The organism is Tritonibacter mobilis F1926 (genome assembly GCF_000376545.2).
GTDB lineage: Bacteria > Pseudomonadota > Alphaproteobacteria > Rhodobacterales > Rhodobacteraceae > Epibacterium > Epibacterium mobile.
The window spans coordinates 551,973-569,144 of record NZ_CP015231.1; the positions used below are offsets into that span (position 1 = coordinate 551,973).

The following is a 17,172-nucleotide window of genomic DNA, read 5'->3' on the forward strand; positions in this document are numbered from 1 at the left end:
TGATCCAGAGCCCGTGAAAACACACGGCTTACCCCTTTATTATAGCGCCCAGGCGGGACCGGAGCCGCCCCAAAACACGATCATCCGCCGATGCAATCTCATCTGCCGTTGAACGATTCGCACCCGTATCCGCCGAACCGGCGCGATTTGCGGAAACCAGCTACGCGATGGCGCAGATCACAAGACACCCTTGCGGCCCCATCAGACTGCCAATAAGTGTTACGTTATTACATAACGAATCAAAGGACCTCACACAATGACACGTCTTTCACGCGGTGCTTTTGCACTTATGGCCTCTGTGGCGATCAGCATTTCCAGCCCCGTCATTGCCGGGTCGAAGCATGATCATTCTCATGATCACGCGCATTCTCATGACGAGCAGATCTACAAAGGGCACTTTGAAGACAGCCAGATTCAGCCGCGGACGCTGGCAGACTGGGAAGGTAACTGGCAATCGATTTACCCGCTTCTCGTGGATGGTACGCTCGACCCGGTGCTCGAACATAAGGCCGAGCACGGCGAAAAATCGGCCGAAGAATATCGCACCTATTACGAGACCGGTTACGGCACAGATGTGGACGCCATCAAGATTGACGGCCAGACCGTCACCTTCACCGCAAACGGCGAGAGCTATGGCGGCGAATATATCTCCGATGGCTATGAAGTGCTGACCTACAAAAAAGGCAACCGGGGTGTGCGCTTCATCTTTAAGAAAGAGAGCGGCGACGACAAGGCGCCCGCCTTCATTCAGTTCAGCGACCACAACATCGCACCAAAAAACGTCAGCCACTACCACCTCTACTGGGGTGATGATCGCGCTAAGGTGCTGGAAGAACTGACAAACTGGCCGACTTACTACCCGGCGAGCTACAGCGGTGACGATATCGTCCATGAGATGATCGCACACTAATTTGCGCTTTAGGGCACCCCTGTCTGAGGGTGCCCTTCCCAAACTTACCTCACACAACAAAAAGCCCCGCAGGATCGCTCCTGCGGGGCTTTCTAGATCTTTATAAGAACGAATTAGTCGTTCTTCAGCGCTGCGCCAAGGATATCGCCGAGGGACGCGCCGGAGTCGGAAGAACCGTACTGTTCCACGGCTTCTTTCTCTTCTGCGATCTCGCGTGCCTTGATCGACAGACCCAGACGACGGGTCTTGGAGTCGATGTTGGTGACGCGCACGTCGATCTTGTCGCTGACGGAGAAGCGCTCAGGGCGCTGGTCCGCACGATCACGGCTGAGGTCGGAGCGGCGGATGAAGGACTTCATGCCTTCGTATTCCACCTCAATACCACCGTCTTCGATCGCGGTCACTTCCACGGTCACGATGGAGCCACGCTTCACGCCGCCAACGGCGTCTGCGAACTTGTCACCGCCCAGGGCTTTGATCGAGAGGGAGATACGCTCTTTTTCAACGTCCACTTCGGAGACAACGGCCGAAACCATGTCGCCTTTGCGGTAGTTCTGGATCGCATCTTCGCCACGCTCGTCCCAGCTGAGGTCGGAGAGGTGAACCATGCCGTCGATGTCGCCGTCGAGGCCGATGAACAGACCGAATTCGGTGATGTTCTTGACTTCGCCTTCGACCTGAGTGCCCTCGGGGTGTGTTTCTGCAAACACTTCCCATGGGTTGCGCATGGTCTGCTTGAGGCCCAGGGACACGCGACGCTTGGCGCCGTCGATTTCCAGAACCATGACGTCCACTTCCTGCGAGGTGGAAACGATCTTGCCGGGGTGCACGTTTTTCTTGGTCCAGGACATCTCGGAGACGTGGACCAGACCTTCGACACCAGGCTCCAGCTCAACAAATGCACCGTAATCGGTGATGTTGGTGACGCGACCCTTGTGGACGGATTCCAGCGGGTACTTGGCGCCAACCAGATCCCACGGATCTTCCTGCAGCTGCTTCATGCCGAGGGAGATACGGTGAGTCTCTTTGTTGATCTTGATGACCTGAACCTTGACGGTCTCGCCAATGGACAGGATCTCGGAGGGGTGGTTCACACGGCGCCATGCCATGTCGGTGACGTGCAGCAAGCCGTCAACACCGCCGAGGTCAACAAACGCACCGTATTCGGTGATGTTCTTGACCACACCGTCCACGGCCTGACCCTCGGAGAGGTTGCCGATAACTTCGGCACGCTGCTCGGCGCGGGATTCTTCGAGGATGGCACGACGGGACACAACGATGTTGCCACGACGACGGTCCATTTTCAGGATCTGGAACGGCTGCTTCAGACCCATCAAGGGGCCTGCGTCGCGCACGGGGCGCACGTCAACTTGCGAGCCGGGCAGGAAGGCCACGGCGCCGCCGAGATCGACGGTGAAGCCACCTTTGACGCGACCGAAGATTGCACCTTCGACGCGCTGGTCGTCTGCGTATGCTTTTTCCAGGCGGTCCCATGCTTCTTCGCGGCGCGCCATCTCGCGGGAGATAACTGCTTCGCCACGGGCGTTTTCAGCGGCGCGCAGATAGACTTCTACCTCGTCACCAACGGAAACTTCAGGAGCTTCGCCGGGGTTTGCGAATTCTTTGAGTTCGACGCGACCTTCCATCTTGTAGCCGACGTCGATGATGGCCTGACCGGCCTCAATGGCAATAATCTTGCCTTTGACAACGGAACCCTCTTCGGGGGTGTCCATTTCGAAGCTTTCTTGCAGGAGGGCTTCGAATTCCTCCATCGATGTTGTTTGAGCCATGTGGTCTCAGGTTTCCTTTACAGAGTTTTGCTGGCCGAGTGGTTGTCTCCACCGGTCTGAACAGGGTTGGTCGGTTCAAAGCGCGAATCGCGGGCGGGGGCGGAACCACAAACAAACACAAAGGGCCGAGGTATGCCCCGACCCTGCTCCGTCCGTCCTGGTGCGTTTTCGCATCTCTATTGACAAGGCGGCTTATAGGCGGTTTGGGCCTTGCTGGCAAGGGGCATCACATGACGCATCTCGAAAGACCAGCGCCTGACCTTGGCGAGGCGCGCCCTTCTGGGAGAAGGTCAGGTGCTGGCCGGTCTCACCTCCCGCTCGGGCTGAACCTAGAAACGCGTTTGTGGGATCATAACCATCCCACACTTAGTCTCGGCCCGGTGTCCTCGGGATCAACGAGATGCGGCACATGCAGTACTCTCTTGTGATCCGGCAGGTAGTTTGAACTTAGGACTTCCAACTTGCCAAAATGCGCTTCCGAGTAGCGATCATCGAGCTTCTTATAGGCTGCGATATCTTCAACGCCAAAGAACGGAAAACAGGATCTATCTATGAATTTTGCGCTTGGAGTCTTATCCCTGTACGTCGCTGCGCGAAGCTCTTTTTTGTGTTTTTCACACAAATCCAACCCTCGGTTCGGTGTCAGCTCAGAACGCGGTAGCAGCTCTGACATTGCGTCCCGTTTCTGACTTTTCCCTTTGTCATCCTCATCGTCAAAGAACGTCGTCTCCAAAAACGCCAGCAACACTAATAGTGCATAATCCAGCGGTTGCTCAGGGTAGCATCGAAGCGCCAACTCGATCCGCCGATACACCCGATTAATCTGCCGCATGGACAATTCACTCAGCGGAGCCAGCTCCCCCGCCAGCCGGGCGGCGCGTTCAATCGTGAACTCACCGCCCTCGCCAAACGGCAGCGCATGACCGGCTTCGCTCAGCCCTTTGAACAGCTCCGCCGCCGCCCCTGCGATCACTTCCTTGGTGTCCGGCAGCTTCAGGCGAATGTCGATGAATTTGTCCAGATACCGCTCCCCGGCCTTCATTTCACCAAACCGATGCGCAGCGAGCCCTTCGAGATATTCATTGTCCACAAACAGGCAGAACACAAAACCATCGTGCGCAAAGACCAGTTTCATCGCCTCAAGGAACGCAATTGCGTAATCCGGGTGGCAGCGGTCCAACTCATCCACCATGACGATCACGCGACTTTCTTCACTCTCCCCGGTCAGCGCATCCCGTAAGGCGCTCATCTGGGCGGGAAACGCCTCGGTCCGCATCCGCTCCGCTGCAATCTGCGACACAACTAAGTCACCTGCCGCCTCTGACAGCCCGTCGCCAAACTCTTTGGTCGCATCTTTCAAAGCCTTGTTGCTTTCACCGAGCGCATCCACCGCCCTGCCCGTCATCGCGTCGAAGATCTCTTCAGCCCCTTGCCGCAGCCCGACACGCAAAACAGTCCGAAGCGCCAACCCGCCGTATTTCCGCCCCTTCTCAACGAGTTTCTTCCCCGTCGAGGTTTCGCCCTCCGGCAACGCATCCACCAATGCCCCGATAAAGGTCAGCACGGGATCTCCCGAATGATCCGACAGATGCGCGTCGATCTGGATCACGACCTCGTCATAGCTCAGATGCTTTGCCCAGTGCTTGCGAAAGAAAGTCTTGCCCCGCCCGTAGCCAGCCTCGATCGAGATGACCTTGGTATCGTCTTTCACCGATTTGACCAGCGTGGTGAAGGTTTCACCGACCTCCTTATATCCGAGGGTATCCCCCTCCCAAGCCACTTCGGGCTCTTCGTTCGCATTCAATGCCATACCCAATCCGTCTTTTTTCAAATCTCCGTACAGACTATCTCCGCGCGCGACGGTGAACAATCTCCGCCGCCCACCCACTCTCTTCTGCGTGGACGTGCTGAGGTGAATGCGCTAACAGCGTTTGCGACCGACTGATGAGAGGAGCCCACATGTCCGGCCACGGCACGCCCATCCCGATGACCTCCCGCCGCGCAAGCCCCCTCAAAGGCGAGGCGCATGTCCCCGGCGACAAGTCGATTTCGCATCGCTCATTGATCCTTGGCGCAATGGCCGTGGGTGAGACCAAAATCTCCGGCCTCCTAGAGGGCGAAGACGTGCTGGACACCGCAAAGGCGATGCAGGCTTTTGGGGCCGAGGTCGTCAATCACGGCGGTGGTGAATGGTCCGTCTTTGGCGTGGGTGTTGGCGGTTTTGCCGAGCCGGGAAACGTGATCGACTGCGGCAATTCCGGCACCGGTGTGCGGCTCATCATGGGCGCGATGGCGACCTCGCCGATCACCGCGACCTTTACCGGCGATGCATCGCTCAACAAACGCCCGATGGCGCGTGTGACCGATCCGCTTGCGCTCTTTGGCGCGCAATCCGTGGGTCGCGAGGGCGGCCGTCTGCCGATGACCATCATCGGCGCGGCCGAGCCCGTGCCGGTGCGCTATGAGGTGCCGGTGCCCTCAGCGCAGGTGAAATCTGCCGTTCTGCTTGCAGGCCTCAATGCGCCCGGCAAAACCGTGGTGATTGAGCGCGAAGCCACCCGCGACCACTCCGAGCGGATGCTTGCGGGCTTTGGGGCTAAAATCACGGTTGAGGACACCGAGGAGGGCCGCGTGATTACCCTCACCGGTCAGCCTGAGCTGAAACCACAAGTGATTGCGGTACCGCGTGACCCCTCCTCTGCCGCCTTCCCGGTTTGCGCCGCGCTGATCACGCCCGGTTCTGACGTGCTGGTGCCGGGGATCGGCCTGAACCCGACCCGCGCGGGATTGTTCTACACTCTGCAAGACATGGGCGCGGATCTGACGTTTGAGAACCCTCGGACCGAGGGTGGCGAGCCGGTGGCAGACCTTCGCGCCAAATACTCGCCCGAGATGAGAGGGATCGAGGTGCCGCCAGAGCGCGCGGCATCCATGATCGACGAATATCCCGTCCTGTCTGTTGTGGCGTCCTTTGCGTCCGGCACCACCATGATGGCGGGCGTCAAGGAATTGAGGGTCAAGGAAAGCGACCGCATTGACGCAATGGCAAAGGGCCTGCGCGCCAATGGCGTCACCGTCGAGGAAGGCGAAGACTGGTGGAGCGTCGAGGGCTGTGGCCCCGAGGGCGTCAAAGGGGGCGGCACGGCCGAGAGCTTCCTCGATCACCGGATTGCCATGTCCTTTATGGTGATGGGCATGGGGGCGCAGAACCCGGTCTCTGTCGATGATGGCAGCCCGATCGCCACTTCTTTTCCGATTTTTGAGCGGCTCATGGGCGATCTTGGTGCGCATATCACCCGGTCGAATGGCTAAGGCGGACGTCACCCGCCTGTCGCTGCCGCGTGACTTTCGCATCGTGACAGGCACCGCCCTCGACCCGTTAGAGCTGGCGGAGCTGCGCGCCAAGGCCATGCGGCCCAGTCTGGAGGCGGCGGGACGGTTTGATCCTGACCGCGTGCGCCGCCGGTTTCTGGATCACTTTGATGCGGAGGCGACGGCGGCCTTTTATGCTGGGCAGGACCTTGCCGGTTTTATTGTGGTGCGGCAAATGCCGGATCATCTCTACCTCGATCACCTCTATATTGCGCCTGAACAACAGGGCGCGGGGTTGGGCGCGCAGATTATCCGCAGTGTGCAGGAGCAGATGGCAGAGCCAACAGGTCAGGAAATTCGCCTGATTGCTTTGACCGGCAGCCCGGCAGGGCGGTTTTACCAGCGTGCGGGGTTTGAGCGGACCGGCAGCGATGGGATCGACGACTCCTACAGTTGGTACCCTATGTCGCGTGACAGTCGCGGCAACCTTGGGTAGACAAGACCTTTACTGTTTCCGACCCATGAGGACTCACATGGCCTTCACTATCGCAATCGATGGCCCCGCCGCCGCAGGTAAGGGCACCATTTCCAAGGCGGTCGCCGCGCATTTTGGCTTTGGACACCTCGACACCGGCCTGCTCTATCGTGCGGTCGGAGCAAAGATGCTCGATGGTGACGAGCCAGTTACAGCCGCCGAAGCACTGGATGTAAGCGACCTTGACCGTGAGGACCTGCGCACCCCCGAGGTTGCGCAAGCAGCCTCAAAAGTTGCAGTGATTGCCGCAGTGCGCGCCGCGCTGGTGGATTTTCAGCGTGCTTTTGCCCGCAGGTCGGGCGGCGCGGTGATGGACGGGCGCGACATCGGCACCGTGATCTGCCCCGAAGCTGAGGCCAAGCTGTTTGTCACCGCCAGCGCCGAGGTGCGGGCCCGCCGTCGTTTTCTGGAACTCACTGGCAAAGGCAGCGTCATCACACTTGACGAGGTTCTGGCCGACGTCAAAGCCCGTGACGAGCGCGACATGAACCGCGCTGAAGCCCCGTTGCGGCCAGCAGATGACGCGGTGATTGTTGATACCAGCACCCTCACAATTGACGAGGCAGTGGCGCAGGCCATTGCCGCAATTGAAGCCCGTCAGGCGCGTTAATCGACCTGAGCGAGTTCTACCACGCGGCCCAAGTTGGTGCCGCGCGGCGGTTTTATCGGAAAACTCTGCGTCTGGGGCTTGTCCTTTGATATCTCGACGTCTAAATAAATCTCGACGTCGAGATAATAACTTGAACTGATCGGTTTAGTTGCTATGTCTGCGACAACACGCATACAAAAGGACGTTTCCTATGTTTCTGGACAAGCTAAACTGGCGCTACGCCGCCAAGAAAATGGACCCCTCAAAACCGGTTCCCGAGGAAAAGGTCGCACAGATCGTCGAGGCGATCCGCATGGCCCCATCGTCAAGCGGCGTGCAGCCCTTTGAACTTCTGGTGATCCGCAACAAGGACCTGCGCGAGAAAATCCGCCCGGTGTCGTGGGATCAGGCGCAGATCACCGATGGTTCGCACCTCTTGGTTTTTGCCGCATGGGACAATTACACCGCCGAGCGCATTGATGCTGTGGTGGCCCAGATGGTTGAGGAACGTGGTGACTCTGATTTGCTGCAGAGCTATTATGCAAACCTCAAGGACATGCTTTTGCCCCGCCCGGCCGAGATCAACCACGCCCATGCCGCGCATCAAGCCTATATCGCGCTTGGGTTTGCGCTGGCGGCAGCGGCAGAGCTTGGGGTGGACAGCACCCCGATGGAAGGGTTTGACCCTGATCAAGTAGATGAGATCCTTGATCTTCGGTCAAAAGGTTTGCGCGCCAAAGTGTTGTTGCCACTTGGCACCCGTGCAGAGGACGGCGACTGGCTGCTTCCCATGCCGAAGGTGCGAAAATCCAAGGCGGCACTGGTCACAGAAATCGACTGATCGCGCCCGAGCCGCATGCGGTTCGGACCCACCTCCTGCGCGATCGGACCTCCCAATACCCCTGCCCCGAGGGCGGGGGTATTGTTCTTTATCCGCTTGGGCAGATGATCACCCTTGGCGTTGGAACGTCAGGTAATGCGGCGTGCGCCCTTCCCGCAGGGCTTTTTGCTCATAACGGGTGGAAATCCAATCCCCCCACGGCTGGCGCCAATCCTGCGGCCCCTCCGCAAGCCATGTGAAGCCAGCCTTTGGAACTTCTTCCAGCGTCTGGCGCACATAGTCGGGAATATCGGTCGCCACGCGAAAGATCGCACCCGGTTTCAGCGCCCGCGCCAAAGGTTCCAGATGCTCTTGCGTCACAAAACGACGCCGGTGGTGACGCGCCTTCGGCCACGGGTCAGGATAGAGCAGAAACGCCCGCGACAAGCTCTGTGCAGGCAGAACATCCATCAGATCGCGGGCATCACCGGCATGGACACGCACGTTCTCGGCTGGTGATTTGCGCAACTTACCAAGCAGCATCGCAACGCCGTTCACATAAGGCTCAGCGCCAATGATGCCCACATCCGGGTTCGAAGCCGCCTGATGCGCAAGATGTTCGCCGCCGCCAAACCCGACCTCCAGCCAGACGTCACGACCGCCAAACAGCGCCTCAAGATCGAGCGGCGCACGATCGGGATTTTCGTCCCACCCAACAGCGCCGGGGCTGAGTTCGGGCAGCATCTCGTCAAGGTCGCGCACCTGATTGGGCTTCAGGGTTTTACCTTTGAAGCGGCCATAAAAGTTCCGCCATGGCGCACCTGACGCGTGCTTTCCTGCAGCGTCAAGACCATCAGCGGCGATGGCAGAAGGGGTGCTTGCGTCATTGTCGGACATCTGGTGCGGGCTTTCTCTGGTGAACTCATATCGGGCAGACCCACCCGAGAAGGCAGGCAAAATCGCGCCCCCACTTGCAGCACAAGGCCCCAAAGGTCAAGCGGTGAGGCTTGCCCCTAGGCGCATCGCGATACTCAGGGCACGTCATCCCGCAGCACACCCGCCGACATCAGGCGCAGTCGAGAGGGATACCACTCGTCACCAGAGTCGACCTGCAGGGTCTCGATCGCAAATGCCGCGTCCACACCCCGGTCGACCATGTAGCTGAGGTATTCATACATTTCGCGCTGCGTATCGGTGTAGATCCAGGAGCCAAACACAAACGGCGTGTTCCAGCCCCGGCTGTCCCGCAGATCATTGTAATACCCTTCGACCGCCTCGGGGGACCACGAGCGGCGATGAAAACCGATCTTAGATCCAAGCGTCATGTGCCGCTGCGCACCGGCGAGGAAAATATCAACGCAAGCGCTAACGCATTCGCCATCCACCTGCGTGTTGAGGCCGTAATCAGAGACGATCCACGCAATTTCAGAACTGGCGTAGATACTTCCGCCACTCGAATTGAGCCTCAAAGTGCCAATGCCGGGTTGCTCTTGCAACAAGCTCCGAAACAGGTCGATGTCCGAAATCACGATTTCGCCGGGCTCGTCATCCGGCAATGTCTCGGTATCAAATACAAAGGTTTCGCCGTCCACATAAAGACGCCCTTCGCCGCCGCCTTCACGCGCGGTCACCGCCTCTGCCAAAGCTCCGAGACAACCCAAACTCAAGGCAAACGCCCAATTTCTCGCTGCCATCACCGCTCCCCTTTAGATCTGACAGGTTCTGCCTGCCCCCTTTTTCAATAGCGGGACGCGGGGGCATTGAGCAAACCCGTTCTGCGCGCAAATAGGTCAGCACCTCTGCCACAATGTTTCGCATGCGAAACAATGCGGCACCCGTCCTGCCCTGTCGTTGCACAATTTCCGCGAGGGTGCGCACGGTGCCTGCGCAACGGGCACTCAGCTACGTCAGCAGTGCTGCCATAGTGTGTTACCTGTCGGTAAAGAAAAACGGGCGAGGTTGCCCCCGCCCGCACCGGTCACCCCTGAGGTGCCCGCGTTTTGCGCTTAGACCGCGCCTTTCAGAGCCTCGGTCAGATCCGTACGCTCCCACGAGAACCCACCATCGGCTTCTGGCGCGCGGCCAAAGTGACCATAGGCTGCGGTGCGCTGATAGATCGGCTTGTTCAGCTCCAGATGGGTCCGGATACCACGCGGTGTGAGATCCATGCACTGACGGATCGCAGTCTCAATCCGCTCGTCCGGCACATTGCCAGTGTCGTGGGTGTTCACGTAGATCGAGAGCGGTGCCGCAACACCAATCGCATAAGACAACTGCAGGGTGCATTTGTTTGCAAGACCCGCTGCAACCACGTTCTTGGCCAGATAGCGCGCAGCATAAGCGGCAGAACGATCCACTTTGGTCGGATCTTTGCCGGAGAACGCGCCGCCGCCATGAGGGGCTGCACCACCATAGGTGTCCACGATGATCTTGCGCCCGGTGAGACCCGCATCGCCATCAGGGCCACCGATGACGAATTTACCGGTCGGGTTAACGTGCCAGACGGTGTTCTGCGTCAGCCAACCCTCGGGGAGAGTTTCGCGAATATATGGCTCCACCAAAGCGCGGATGTCGGCTGAGGTCAGGCTTTCATCAAGGTGCTGCGTGGACAGAACCAGCGAGGTCACCTCGACCGGCTGGCCATTCTCGTAGCGGACCGAGATCTGGGATTTCGCATCGGGGCCAAGAACCGGCAATGTGCCATCCTTGCGCACTTCGGCAAGGCGACGCAGAATCGCATGCGAAAACTGGATTGGGGCGGGCATGAGGGCATCGGTTTCATCGGTCGCAAAACCGAACATAATGCCCTGATCACCGGCGCCTTCGTCTTTGTCATCCGCGGCATCGACGCCCTGCGCAATATGCGCGGATTGTTCGTGCAGAAGGTTGGTGATCTCGACAGTTTCATGGTGAAACTTGTCCTGCTCGTAGCCGATATCCTTGATACAGGCGCGGGCGATCTCGTCGATCTTTCCCATATAGTCCTTCAGCTTGGCCTGATCAGACAGGCCAACCTCGCCACCGATGACCACACGGTTGGTGGTGGCAAAGGTTTCGGCGGCAACGCGCGCCTCGGGTTCCTCGGCGATCAGCGCATCGAGAACGGCATCTGAAATCCGGTCACAGACCTTATCAGGATGCCCCTCGGACACGGATTCCGAAGTGAAGGTGTAGTTGGTACGGCTCATAAGAGGTGTGCTCCATTGAATGAATATCCGCCACGCCAGGAAGCCGTTGTGGCAGCATTAAAGAACGCAGTATGCGCCCTCGGGTATCTGGTCAATCTATACCTTTGAGAGATTAAGCAAGTGTTCGCCTGCGTTTCACAACCAAACGTGGCAGGCCAGAGACACCGACCAGCAGCAGCGCCAGCAGGGCTGCGGGCCAATCGCCGGTGCGGCTGTAAAGCGTAGGTGGCAATGGTTCGGGAAGACGCGCGTCAAGATAACCTGCGGTATTCAGCAGCAAACTGTCGCGCAGCTGACCATAGGGATCAATCACCGCAGAGACCCCGGTATTGGCGGCGCGCAGCATTGGCAAACCCTGCTCGGCCGCGCGCAACTGAGCCTGCACCAGATGCTGGTATGGGCCGGAATAACTGCCAAACCACGCATCATTGGTGATCAGGACCAGATAGTCCGGTCGCGCAGGTGCTGCATTCACGTCCTGAGCAAAAACACCCTCATAGCAGATCAACGGAAGCGCCCGGCCTGCGATCGTATCAAGAAGCCTGCGTTGCGTGCCGGGCGCATAGCCGCCCTTAGCGCGGGAGGCGAGGCCGAAGACGCCGAACCTCTCCCAAAGTTTCGGGAGCGGCATATATTCCCCAAAGGGTACAAGGTGCATCTTGTCATAGATGTCGAGCGCCTCACCCTCAGCGCTCATCACCACCGCAGAGTTCATATAGCGCCCGTTTTCCTCGCGCTGAATGCCGTATAACAGCTCCGCACCCCGCGCAGCCTCGATCAAAGCGGGTCTGATTTCATCGATGTAGTTCTGTAGCGTCGGGATCGACGTCTCTGGCCAGATCACCAGATCAGGAAGCCGCCCACCCGCGCGATCCGGCTCTGCTGCCGTATACTCCAGCATCCTTTGCACAAAGAGCCAGCGTTTTTCAGGCAGCCATTTCTCCGCTTGCGGTGCATTTGGCTGCACAAGGCGCACCGTTTGCTCCGTCAGGGGCAAGTTCCCGCCAAACGGGCGCGCCTCCGGCAGCCATGCCATCGCAACGGCCACCAGAACGGCCGGCACCAGCGCCCAAAACGGCCGCTGCCGGATTAAAACGACAGGGAGAATAGCGAGCAAAATCGCAAGCATCACGCCGTGCGAGCCAATCCACGGCACCGCCCGCAGCACCACATCGCCGGGCAGCGCGAGCTGGGCAAAGCCTGCCCATGGAAACCCTGTGAGCACATAGGCGCGGGCCAGTTCCACCAGCCCCCAAAACCCAATGAGCGCGAGCAAGCGCCAGTCGCCTCGACCTAGCCGTGCTGCCGCCCAGAATGCCAGCCCCCAAAAGAGCGATAAGCCCCCGGCCATCAACATCAGCGCAAACGGTGCCATCCAGCCATAGGTGGCGGCATCCACCTGAAATGGCTCCATGATCCAACTCAGGCCAAACCCGAAGTATCCGCAGCCAAAGAGCCAGCCAAGTGCTGCAGCACGGCGCGGTGTGGGCATCGACTGAAACAACGCCGCAATCACCAAGAGCGCCAGCGGCATCACCCAGATTGCGGACACAGGCGCAAGGCCTTGCGCCATCAGCGCGCCTGCACCCACGGCCAGCCCAAACGGGCCGACTTTCCTGAGCACAGGCGGCAAGTTCATTCTGCCGCGAGGCCGGGCAGGCGCACGCGAAGCCGTTTGATCCGGCGGGGATCAGCGTCGACGACCTCAAACTCCGGGCCTTCGGGATGCTGGATCACTTCTCCTCGCGCAGGAACGCGCCCGGACAGCATGAACACAAGCCCCCCCAGCGTGTCGATTTCTTCGCCATCCACATCGTCGTGCTGGGTGAGCGGAATACCAATCTCGCTCTCAAACTCGCCCAGTGGAGTACGGGCCTGCGCGACATAGCAGCCGGGCTTTTCCTGAACCCAGGTCTGATCTTCGCCGCTGTCGTGTTCGTCTTCGATCTCACCAACAACCTGCTCAATCAGGTCCTCGATCGTCAAAAGCCCGTCAACACCACCGTATTCATCAATCACCAGCGCCATATGCCGACGCTCCGCCTGCATCTTGGTCAGCAGAACGCCAATCGGCATCGATGGTGGCACAAACAGCAGGGGCCGCAACATATGCGCGAGATCAAAATCATCGCTCTTGCAATCAAAACCATAAGTGAGGGCCAGATCCTTGAGGTGGACAAAGCCCAAGGGCGTATCAAGCGTGCCCTCATAGACCGGAATGCGGGTAAACCCTGTGTCACGAAAGACCTGCACCAGCTCATCACGGGAAATGGTCACCGGCACCGCGTCAATCTCTGCGGTGGGGATCGCAACATCCTCCACCCGCAAACGGCGCAGGTTCATCATGCCCGGTGGCGGGTCCGCCAAAACTTCTTCATTGCCGTTATCTGGCACATCGTCCTCAGCGGTCTGGGAGAAACTCCCGAAAATCTTGCTCAGGAACCCGGGCGTTTCGACCCCGTTCAACTTCGGTTCCATCGCTTCAATATCCTGCAGCGCGCCATGCGCTGCGTTAGAACTGCCTTCTATATCGCCCATCGATCCATTCCAAAAAGGCCACTTACGACCCGTCCTCTATAATATATGGGTCAGGGATACCCAGTTTGCCAAGTATCCCAACCTCCAAAGTTTCCATAACCGTGGCGTCGCCGTCACGAATGTGATCATACCCCAAAAGATGCAATGTTCCGTGAACAAGTAGATGGCGGATATGATCCTCGGGCGGTTTTTGCGCTATTTCTGCTTCTTTCATGCAGGTTTCATAGGAAATCGCGATGTCGCCCAAGGCCGCGTCGCCCATAAAATCCACCTCAGGCGGCGCAGGTTGCCCCCCCTCCTGCGCAGCGGCGAGTTCTTGCGCAGGCCAGCTCAGCACATTCGTCGGCTTTGGTTTTTCGCGAAACTCAGCATTGAGATCCGCAATCCGCGCATCATCACAGCCCAGCACGGTGACTTCCCAGTCCTCATCCAGAAGCTCCAGATAAGCAAGCGTGGCCGCCACAGCGACTTCTGCCTGTTTATTAAGCGCAGCCGCATCCCAGCGGGCATCTTCGATCACAACATCCAATATCATAGTGCCGCCATAGCTTGACCCGACATGGAAAAAAAGAACCTTTCACAGTGTGCACATTCTCAACAAGGACCAGACCGAATGACCGCAGCACTCGACATTCGCCCTGCCGATCCCTCCAGCCCTGACATCCGCCCCCTCCTGGCGGCGCATCTGGCGCATTCCTCGGCCGCCAGCGCCCCCGAGGCCCGCCACGCGCTTGATCTGCGAGGGTTGCAGGCGGCGAATATCCGCTTTTTCGCAACCTATGAGGGTGAGGTTGCTCTGGCATGCGGCGCGCTCAAAGATCTCGGAGACGGGCAAATGGAAGTCAAATCCGTTCATGTTGCATCTCGCGCCCGCGGGCGCGGCATCGCCCGGACCCTCATGCTGACCTTGCATGAGATTGCGGCGCAATCAGGTGCCCGTACCTTGCTGCTGGAAACCGGATCTGACCAATTGCCGCCTTTTGACGCGGCCCGCGCGCTCTATGAAAACCTCGGCTACCAGTACTGCGCGCCCTATGGCGACTACAAAGCCCACCCCGAGAGCGCCTTCATGCGATACGATCTTGCAGACTGAGCCTTTCAACTTCTCATAAATATCCTCGCCGAAGGCATCTGCCCTGCTCGCCGCCACCATTGGCCGCGGCAGGGGCGCAGGGCACAGGCACCCTCAGCCGGAGATTTCGTCCTTGTCGTAGGCCTCGATGATCGCCGCCACCAGCGGGTGACGCACCACATCCTTGGCGGTGAAATAATTGAACGAGATCTTGGGGATGGGCGTCAGCAGGCGTTCGGCATCCTTCAAGCCCGATTGCACCCCGCGCGGCAGATCGACCTGAGAGCGGTCACCGGTGATCACCATGCGTGATCCTTCACCCAGACGGGTCAGGAACATCTTCATCTGCATGGTGGTGGCGTTTTGCGCCTCATCCAGCACCACAAAGGCATTGGAGAGCGTACGCCCGCGCATGAAGGCCAAAGGCGCGATCTCGATGGTTTTTTCTTCCTTGAGCTTGGCCAGCTGCTTGCCCGGCAGGAAGTCATTCAGCGCATCATAAAGCGGCTGCATGTAGGGGTCGACTTTCTCCTCCTGCGTGCCGGGCAAAAATCCCAGACGTTCGCCCGCCTCAACGGCGGGGCGACAGAGGATAATCTTGTCCACATGCCCCTGAATGAACATCGAAACCCCAACCGCCACGGCGAGATAGGTCTTGCCCGTCCCCGCCGGCCCGATGCCAAAGGCCATCTCATGCTCAAAGAGGTTCTTGACATAGGCCTTCTGCGCGTCGGTGCGCGGCTCCACCAGTTTTTTGCGGGTCTTGATCTCGACCTTACCGCCCGAGAACATCTCAAGTTGGCTGTCAGGGCCTGCGTCGCTGTCTTCGTCCGAGCGATCCAGACGGATTTCCCGGTCTATATCTTCACGCTCCACCGGGCGGCCGCTTTCAAGACGCTCATATAGGACCTGCAACAGCTCACCGGCCTGCTGACGCAGTTCCGCATCGCCATGCACAAGCAACTGATTGCCACGTCGCACAATCTGTACGCCAAGGCGCTGCTCGATTTCAGCGAGGTTGCGATCAAATTCGCCGCAAAGCTCTATCAGTAGTCGATTGTCAGGAAATTCCAGCAACACTTCGGGTGGCTGGGCGTGCTCGGAGGACGGGGGCAGAACACTAGTGGCCAAACGGCTCTCCTGTTTTGGTATTGCCCTTTCAGTCTGCCTCTCCGCGCGCGCTCGCGCAAGGGCCAGCCCTCAAACACCGGCAGGATTTCACGGAACTGAAACATTCCGTCGGCGTGCATTCGCCAATAGCCATGTGGGCGCCTCCGCACTGGAGACGCCCACATATCACTACCATCAAAGATAACACCTGAAAATCAGGCCACCCGCGAGATCAGGCAGACAGGATCAAATGGGATCTTCAAAGTTGGACCCGCTCTTGAAGGGCCCGGAGGCGGTGTTGCGCGGCAATTCGCTGTTGCACACAGGCCTGCCGTCGGGCGTGCGGCGCGGGTCCAGATACCCCTCGACGCCATCGTCGACGATCCAATGCTCACAGCCCTGCGGATCCACCCAGATACCTGCGGTCAGCCCGGCAAGATCGCCGTCTCCACCATCAAAGAAGTTGCGGTCACGAGTCTTGTCACCGGTGGTTTCACAGGCCGCGAGCGCGAGGCCAAGCGTCAGAACGGCGATTGCCTTGGTAAATGTCATGATCGGACCCCTCAGCGGCGGATACAGTAGATTTCGACACGGCGGTTTTGCGCCAGATTGGCAGCGCCGCGATTTGGCACACGCGGGCTGCGCTCGCCATAGGCGCGCACGTCCTTGATCCGCGCCCCGACCGAACGGCCAATCTGCGCGACCGCATCCGCGCGACGTTGCGACAACGCCATATTGTATTCGTCAGAGGCCCGGCTATCGGTATGCCCCGCGACCACAAAAGAGCGTGTGCCCGGCATTGCGTTGCGGAACCATTCCTGCAAGCGCTTGCGTCCGGCGGCATTCACCGTGCTGCCGTCAGTTGCAAAGAACTGATCGGTGGGCATCATGCCACAAAGCTGTCCACGGCGGCACACAGGCTTGCCATCCGGGGTCATGTGGGTGGTCATATAACCCTCGGCACCGTCGTCCATGACCCAGTGCTCACACCCGTCAGGGTCGACCCAGATCGTGGGGATGTAACGCTCTGCCCGGATTGGGTTTGCATCCTGAGCAGCGACAGGCGAGACGCCCGAGAGCGAGACAGCGAGCGCCGCGCAAGCGAGGGCCGCGCTGGCTTTGCCTAACATTCGATTAAACACAACAGGCTTCCTTCAGTTGGCCCACATCAGAGAGCACCTTCTGGCCTCTCCGGTCCTAATTACTTCATCAGTTTATACTAATTTTCCCTGAATATCGGGGGGTTAAAGGGGGAAAAACCCAGCCCTAGAGGCGAATTTGAGAAACAGTCACGGGGCCGGCAAAACA

The 17,172-nt window shown here is 59.0% G+C and carries 17 protein-coding genes and 1 riboswitch; of the genes, 6 read left to right on the forward strand and 11 right to left on the reverse strand.

Annotated elements, in window-relative coordinates:
* The first annotated feature begins 256 nt into the window (after positions 1-256).
* Positions 257-910, forward strand: coding sequence for a metal-binding protein ZinT (locus K529_RS18110; RefSeq protein WP_005610006.1), 654 nt, complete (start codon positions 257-259; stop codon positions 908-910).
* A 113-nt stretch (positions 911-1,023) separates the two neighbouring features.
* Here the strand turns inward: K529_RS18110 and rpsA are convergent, their stop codons facing one another.
* Together rpsA and K529_RS18120 are read right to left on the reverse strand one after the other, a co-directional pair.
* Positions 1,024-2,700, reverse strand: coding sequence for a 30S ribosomal protein S1 (gene rpsA / locus K529_RS18115; protein WP_005610009.1), 1,677 nt, complete (start codon positions 2,698-2,700; stop codon positions 1,024-1,026).
* 349 nt (positions 2,701-3,049) lie between these two features.
* Positions 3,050-4,510 (reverse strand): KAP family P-loop NTPase fold protein, encoded by a 1,461-nt coding sequence (locus K529_RS18120; RefSeq protein WP_005610011.1) that lies wholly within the window; start codon positions 4,508-4,510, stop codon positions 3,050-3,052.
* A 149-nt stretch (positions 4,511-4,659) separates the two neighbouring features.
* Here K529_RS18120 and aroA point away from each other — a divergent pair, with 149 nt between their 5' ends.
* The 4 genes from aroA to K529_RS18140 all read left to right on the forward strand — a co-directional run bounded on the left by aroA (position 4,660) and on the right by K529_RS18140 (position 7,977).
* Positions 4,660-6,012, forward strand: a complete 1,353-nt coding sequence (gene aroA, locus K529_RS18125) for a 3-phosphoshikimate 1-carboxyvinyltransferase (protein ID WP_046002570.1) — start codon at positions 4,660-4,662, stop codon at positions 6,010-6,012.
* Positions 6,005-6,508 carry a GNAT family N-acetyltransferase gene (locus K529_RS18130; RefSeq protein WP_005628949.1) on the forward strand — a complete coding sequence of 168 codons (504 nt, stop codon included), beginning with the start codon at positions 6,005-6,007 and terminating at the stop codon, positions 6,506-6,508. Before aroA ends, K529_RS18130 begins: the two co-directional genes overlap by 8 nt.
* A 37-nt stretch (positions 6,509-6,545) precedes the next feature.
* Positions 6,546-7,157, forward strand: a complete 612-nt coding sequence (gene cmk, locus K529_RS18135; protein WP_005628951.1) for a (d)CMP kinase — start codon at positions 6,546-6,548, stop codon at positions 7,155-7,157.
* A gap of 190 nt (positions 7,158-7,347) precedes the next feature.
* Positions 7,348-7,977 carry an NAD(P)H-dependent oxidoreductase gene (locus K529_RS18140; protein ID WP_005628955.1) on the forward strand — a complete coding sequence of 210 codons (630 nt, stop codon included), beginning with the start codon at positions 7,348-7,350 and terminating at the stop codon, positions 7,975-7,977.
* Between the two features lie 108 nt (positions 7,978-8,085).
* On the opposite strand, the gene trmB is transcribed toward K529_RS18140, so the two are convergent.
* The 6 genes from trmB to ybeY form a co-directional block, all read right to left on the reverse strand.
* Complete coding sequence (gene trmB, locus K529_RS18145) at positions 8,086-8,853, reverse strand: tRNA (guanine(46)-N(7))-methyltransferase TrmB (protein ID WP_005628958.1); 768 nt, start codon at positions 8,851-8,853, stop codon at positions 8,086-8,088.
* A 134-nt stretch (positions 8,854-8,987) separates the two neighbouring features.
* The gene (locus K529_RS18150) at positions 8,988-9,650 is read right to left on the reverse strand and encodes a COG3904 family protein (protein WP_005628961.1); all 663 of its coding nucleotides are present in this window, start codon (positions 9,648-9,650) and stop codon (positions 8,988-8,990) included.
* Between the two features lie 312 nt (positions 9,651-9,962).
* Positions 9,963-11,144 carry a methionine adenosyltransferase gene (metK, locus tag K529_RS18155; protein ID WP_005628962.1) on the reverse strand — a complete coding sequence of 394 codons (1,182 nt, stop codon included), beginning with the start codon at positions 11,142-11,144 and terminating at the stop codon, positions 9,963-9,965.
* 8 nt (positions 11,145-11,152) lie between these two features.
* Positions 11,153-11,202, reverse strand: a riboswitch (SAM-SAH riboswitch).
* Between the two features lie 54 nt (positions 11,203-11,256).
* On the reverse strand, positions 11,257-12,783 hold the full coding sequence (gene lnt, locus K529_RS18160; RefSeq protein ID WP_046002569.1) for an apolipoprotein N-acyltransferase: 1,527 nt from the start codon (positions 12,781-12,783) through the stop codon (positions 11,257-11,259).
* Positions 12,780-13,682 (reverse strand): hemolysin family protein, encoded by a 903-nt coding sequence (locus tag K529_RS18165; RefSeq protein WP_005618486.1) that lies wholly within the window; start codon positions 13,680-13,682, stop codon positions 12,780-12,782. Before K529_RS18165 ends, lnt begins: the two co-directional genes overlap by 4 nt.
* 22 nt (positions 13,683-13,704) lie before the next feature.
* Entirely contained in the window at positions 13,705-14,217 is a 513-nt protein-coding gene (ybeY, locus tag K529_RS18170) for an rRNA maturation RNase YbeY (protein WP_005618484.1), read from the reverse strand.
* Between the two features lie 78 nt (positions 14,218-14,295).
* Here ybeY and K529_RS18175 point away from each other — a divergent pair, with 78 nt between their 5' ends.
* Positions 14,296-14,775 carry a GNAT family N-acetyltransferase gene (locus tag K529_RS18175; protein ID WP_005618481.1) on the forward strand — a complete coding sequence of 160 codons (480 nt, stop codon included), beginning with the start codon at positions 14,296-14,298 and terminating at the stop codon, positions 14,773-14,775.
* A 93-nt stretch (positions 14,776-14,868) separates the two neighbouring features.
* Here K529_RS18175 and K529_RS18180 read toward each other — a convergent pair whose 3' ends face one another.
* The 3 genes from K529_RS18180 to K529_RS18190 form a co-directional block, all read right to left on the reverse strand.
* A complete protein-coding gene (locus K529_RS18180; RefSeq protein WP_046002568.1) occupies positions 14,869-15,885 on the reverse strand; it encodes a PhoH family protein in 1,017 nt (338 codons plus the stop codon).
* Between the two features lie 225 nt (positions 15,886-16,110).
* Positions 16,111-16,416 carry a hypothetical protein gene (locus K529_RS18185; RefSeq protein ID WP_005618475.1) on the reverse strand — a complete coding sequence of 102 codons (306 nt, stop codon included), beginning with the start codon at positions 16,414-16,416 and terminating at the stop codon, positions 16,111-16,113.
* Between the two features lie 11 nt (positions 16,417-16,427).
* Positions 16,428-16,994 (reverse strand): OmpA family protein, encoded by a 567-nt coding sequence (locus K529_RS18190; RefSeq protein WP_005618472.1) that lies wholly within the window; start codon positions 16,992-16,994, stop codon positions 16,428-16,430.
* Positions 16,995-17,172: the final 178 nt, after the last annotated feature.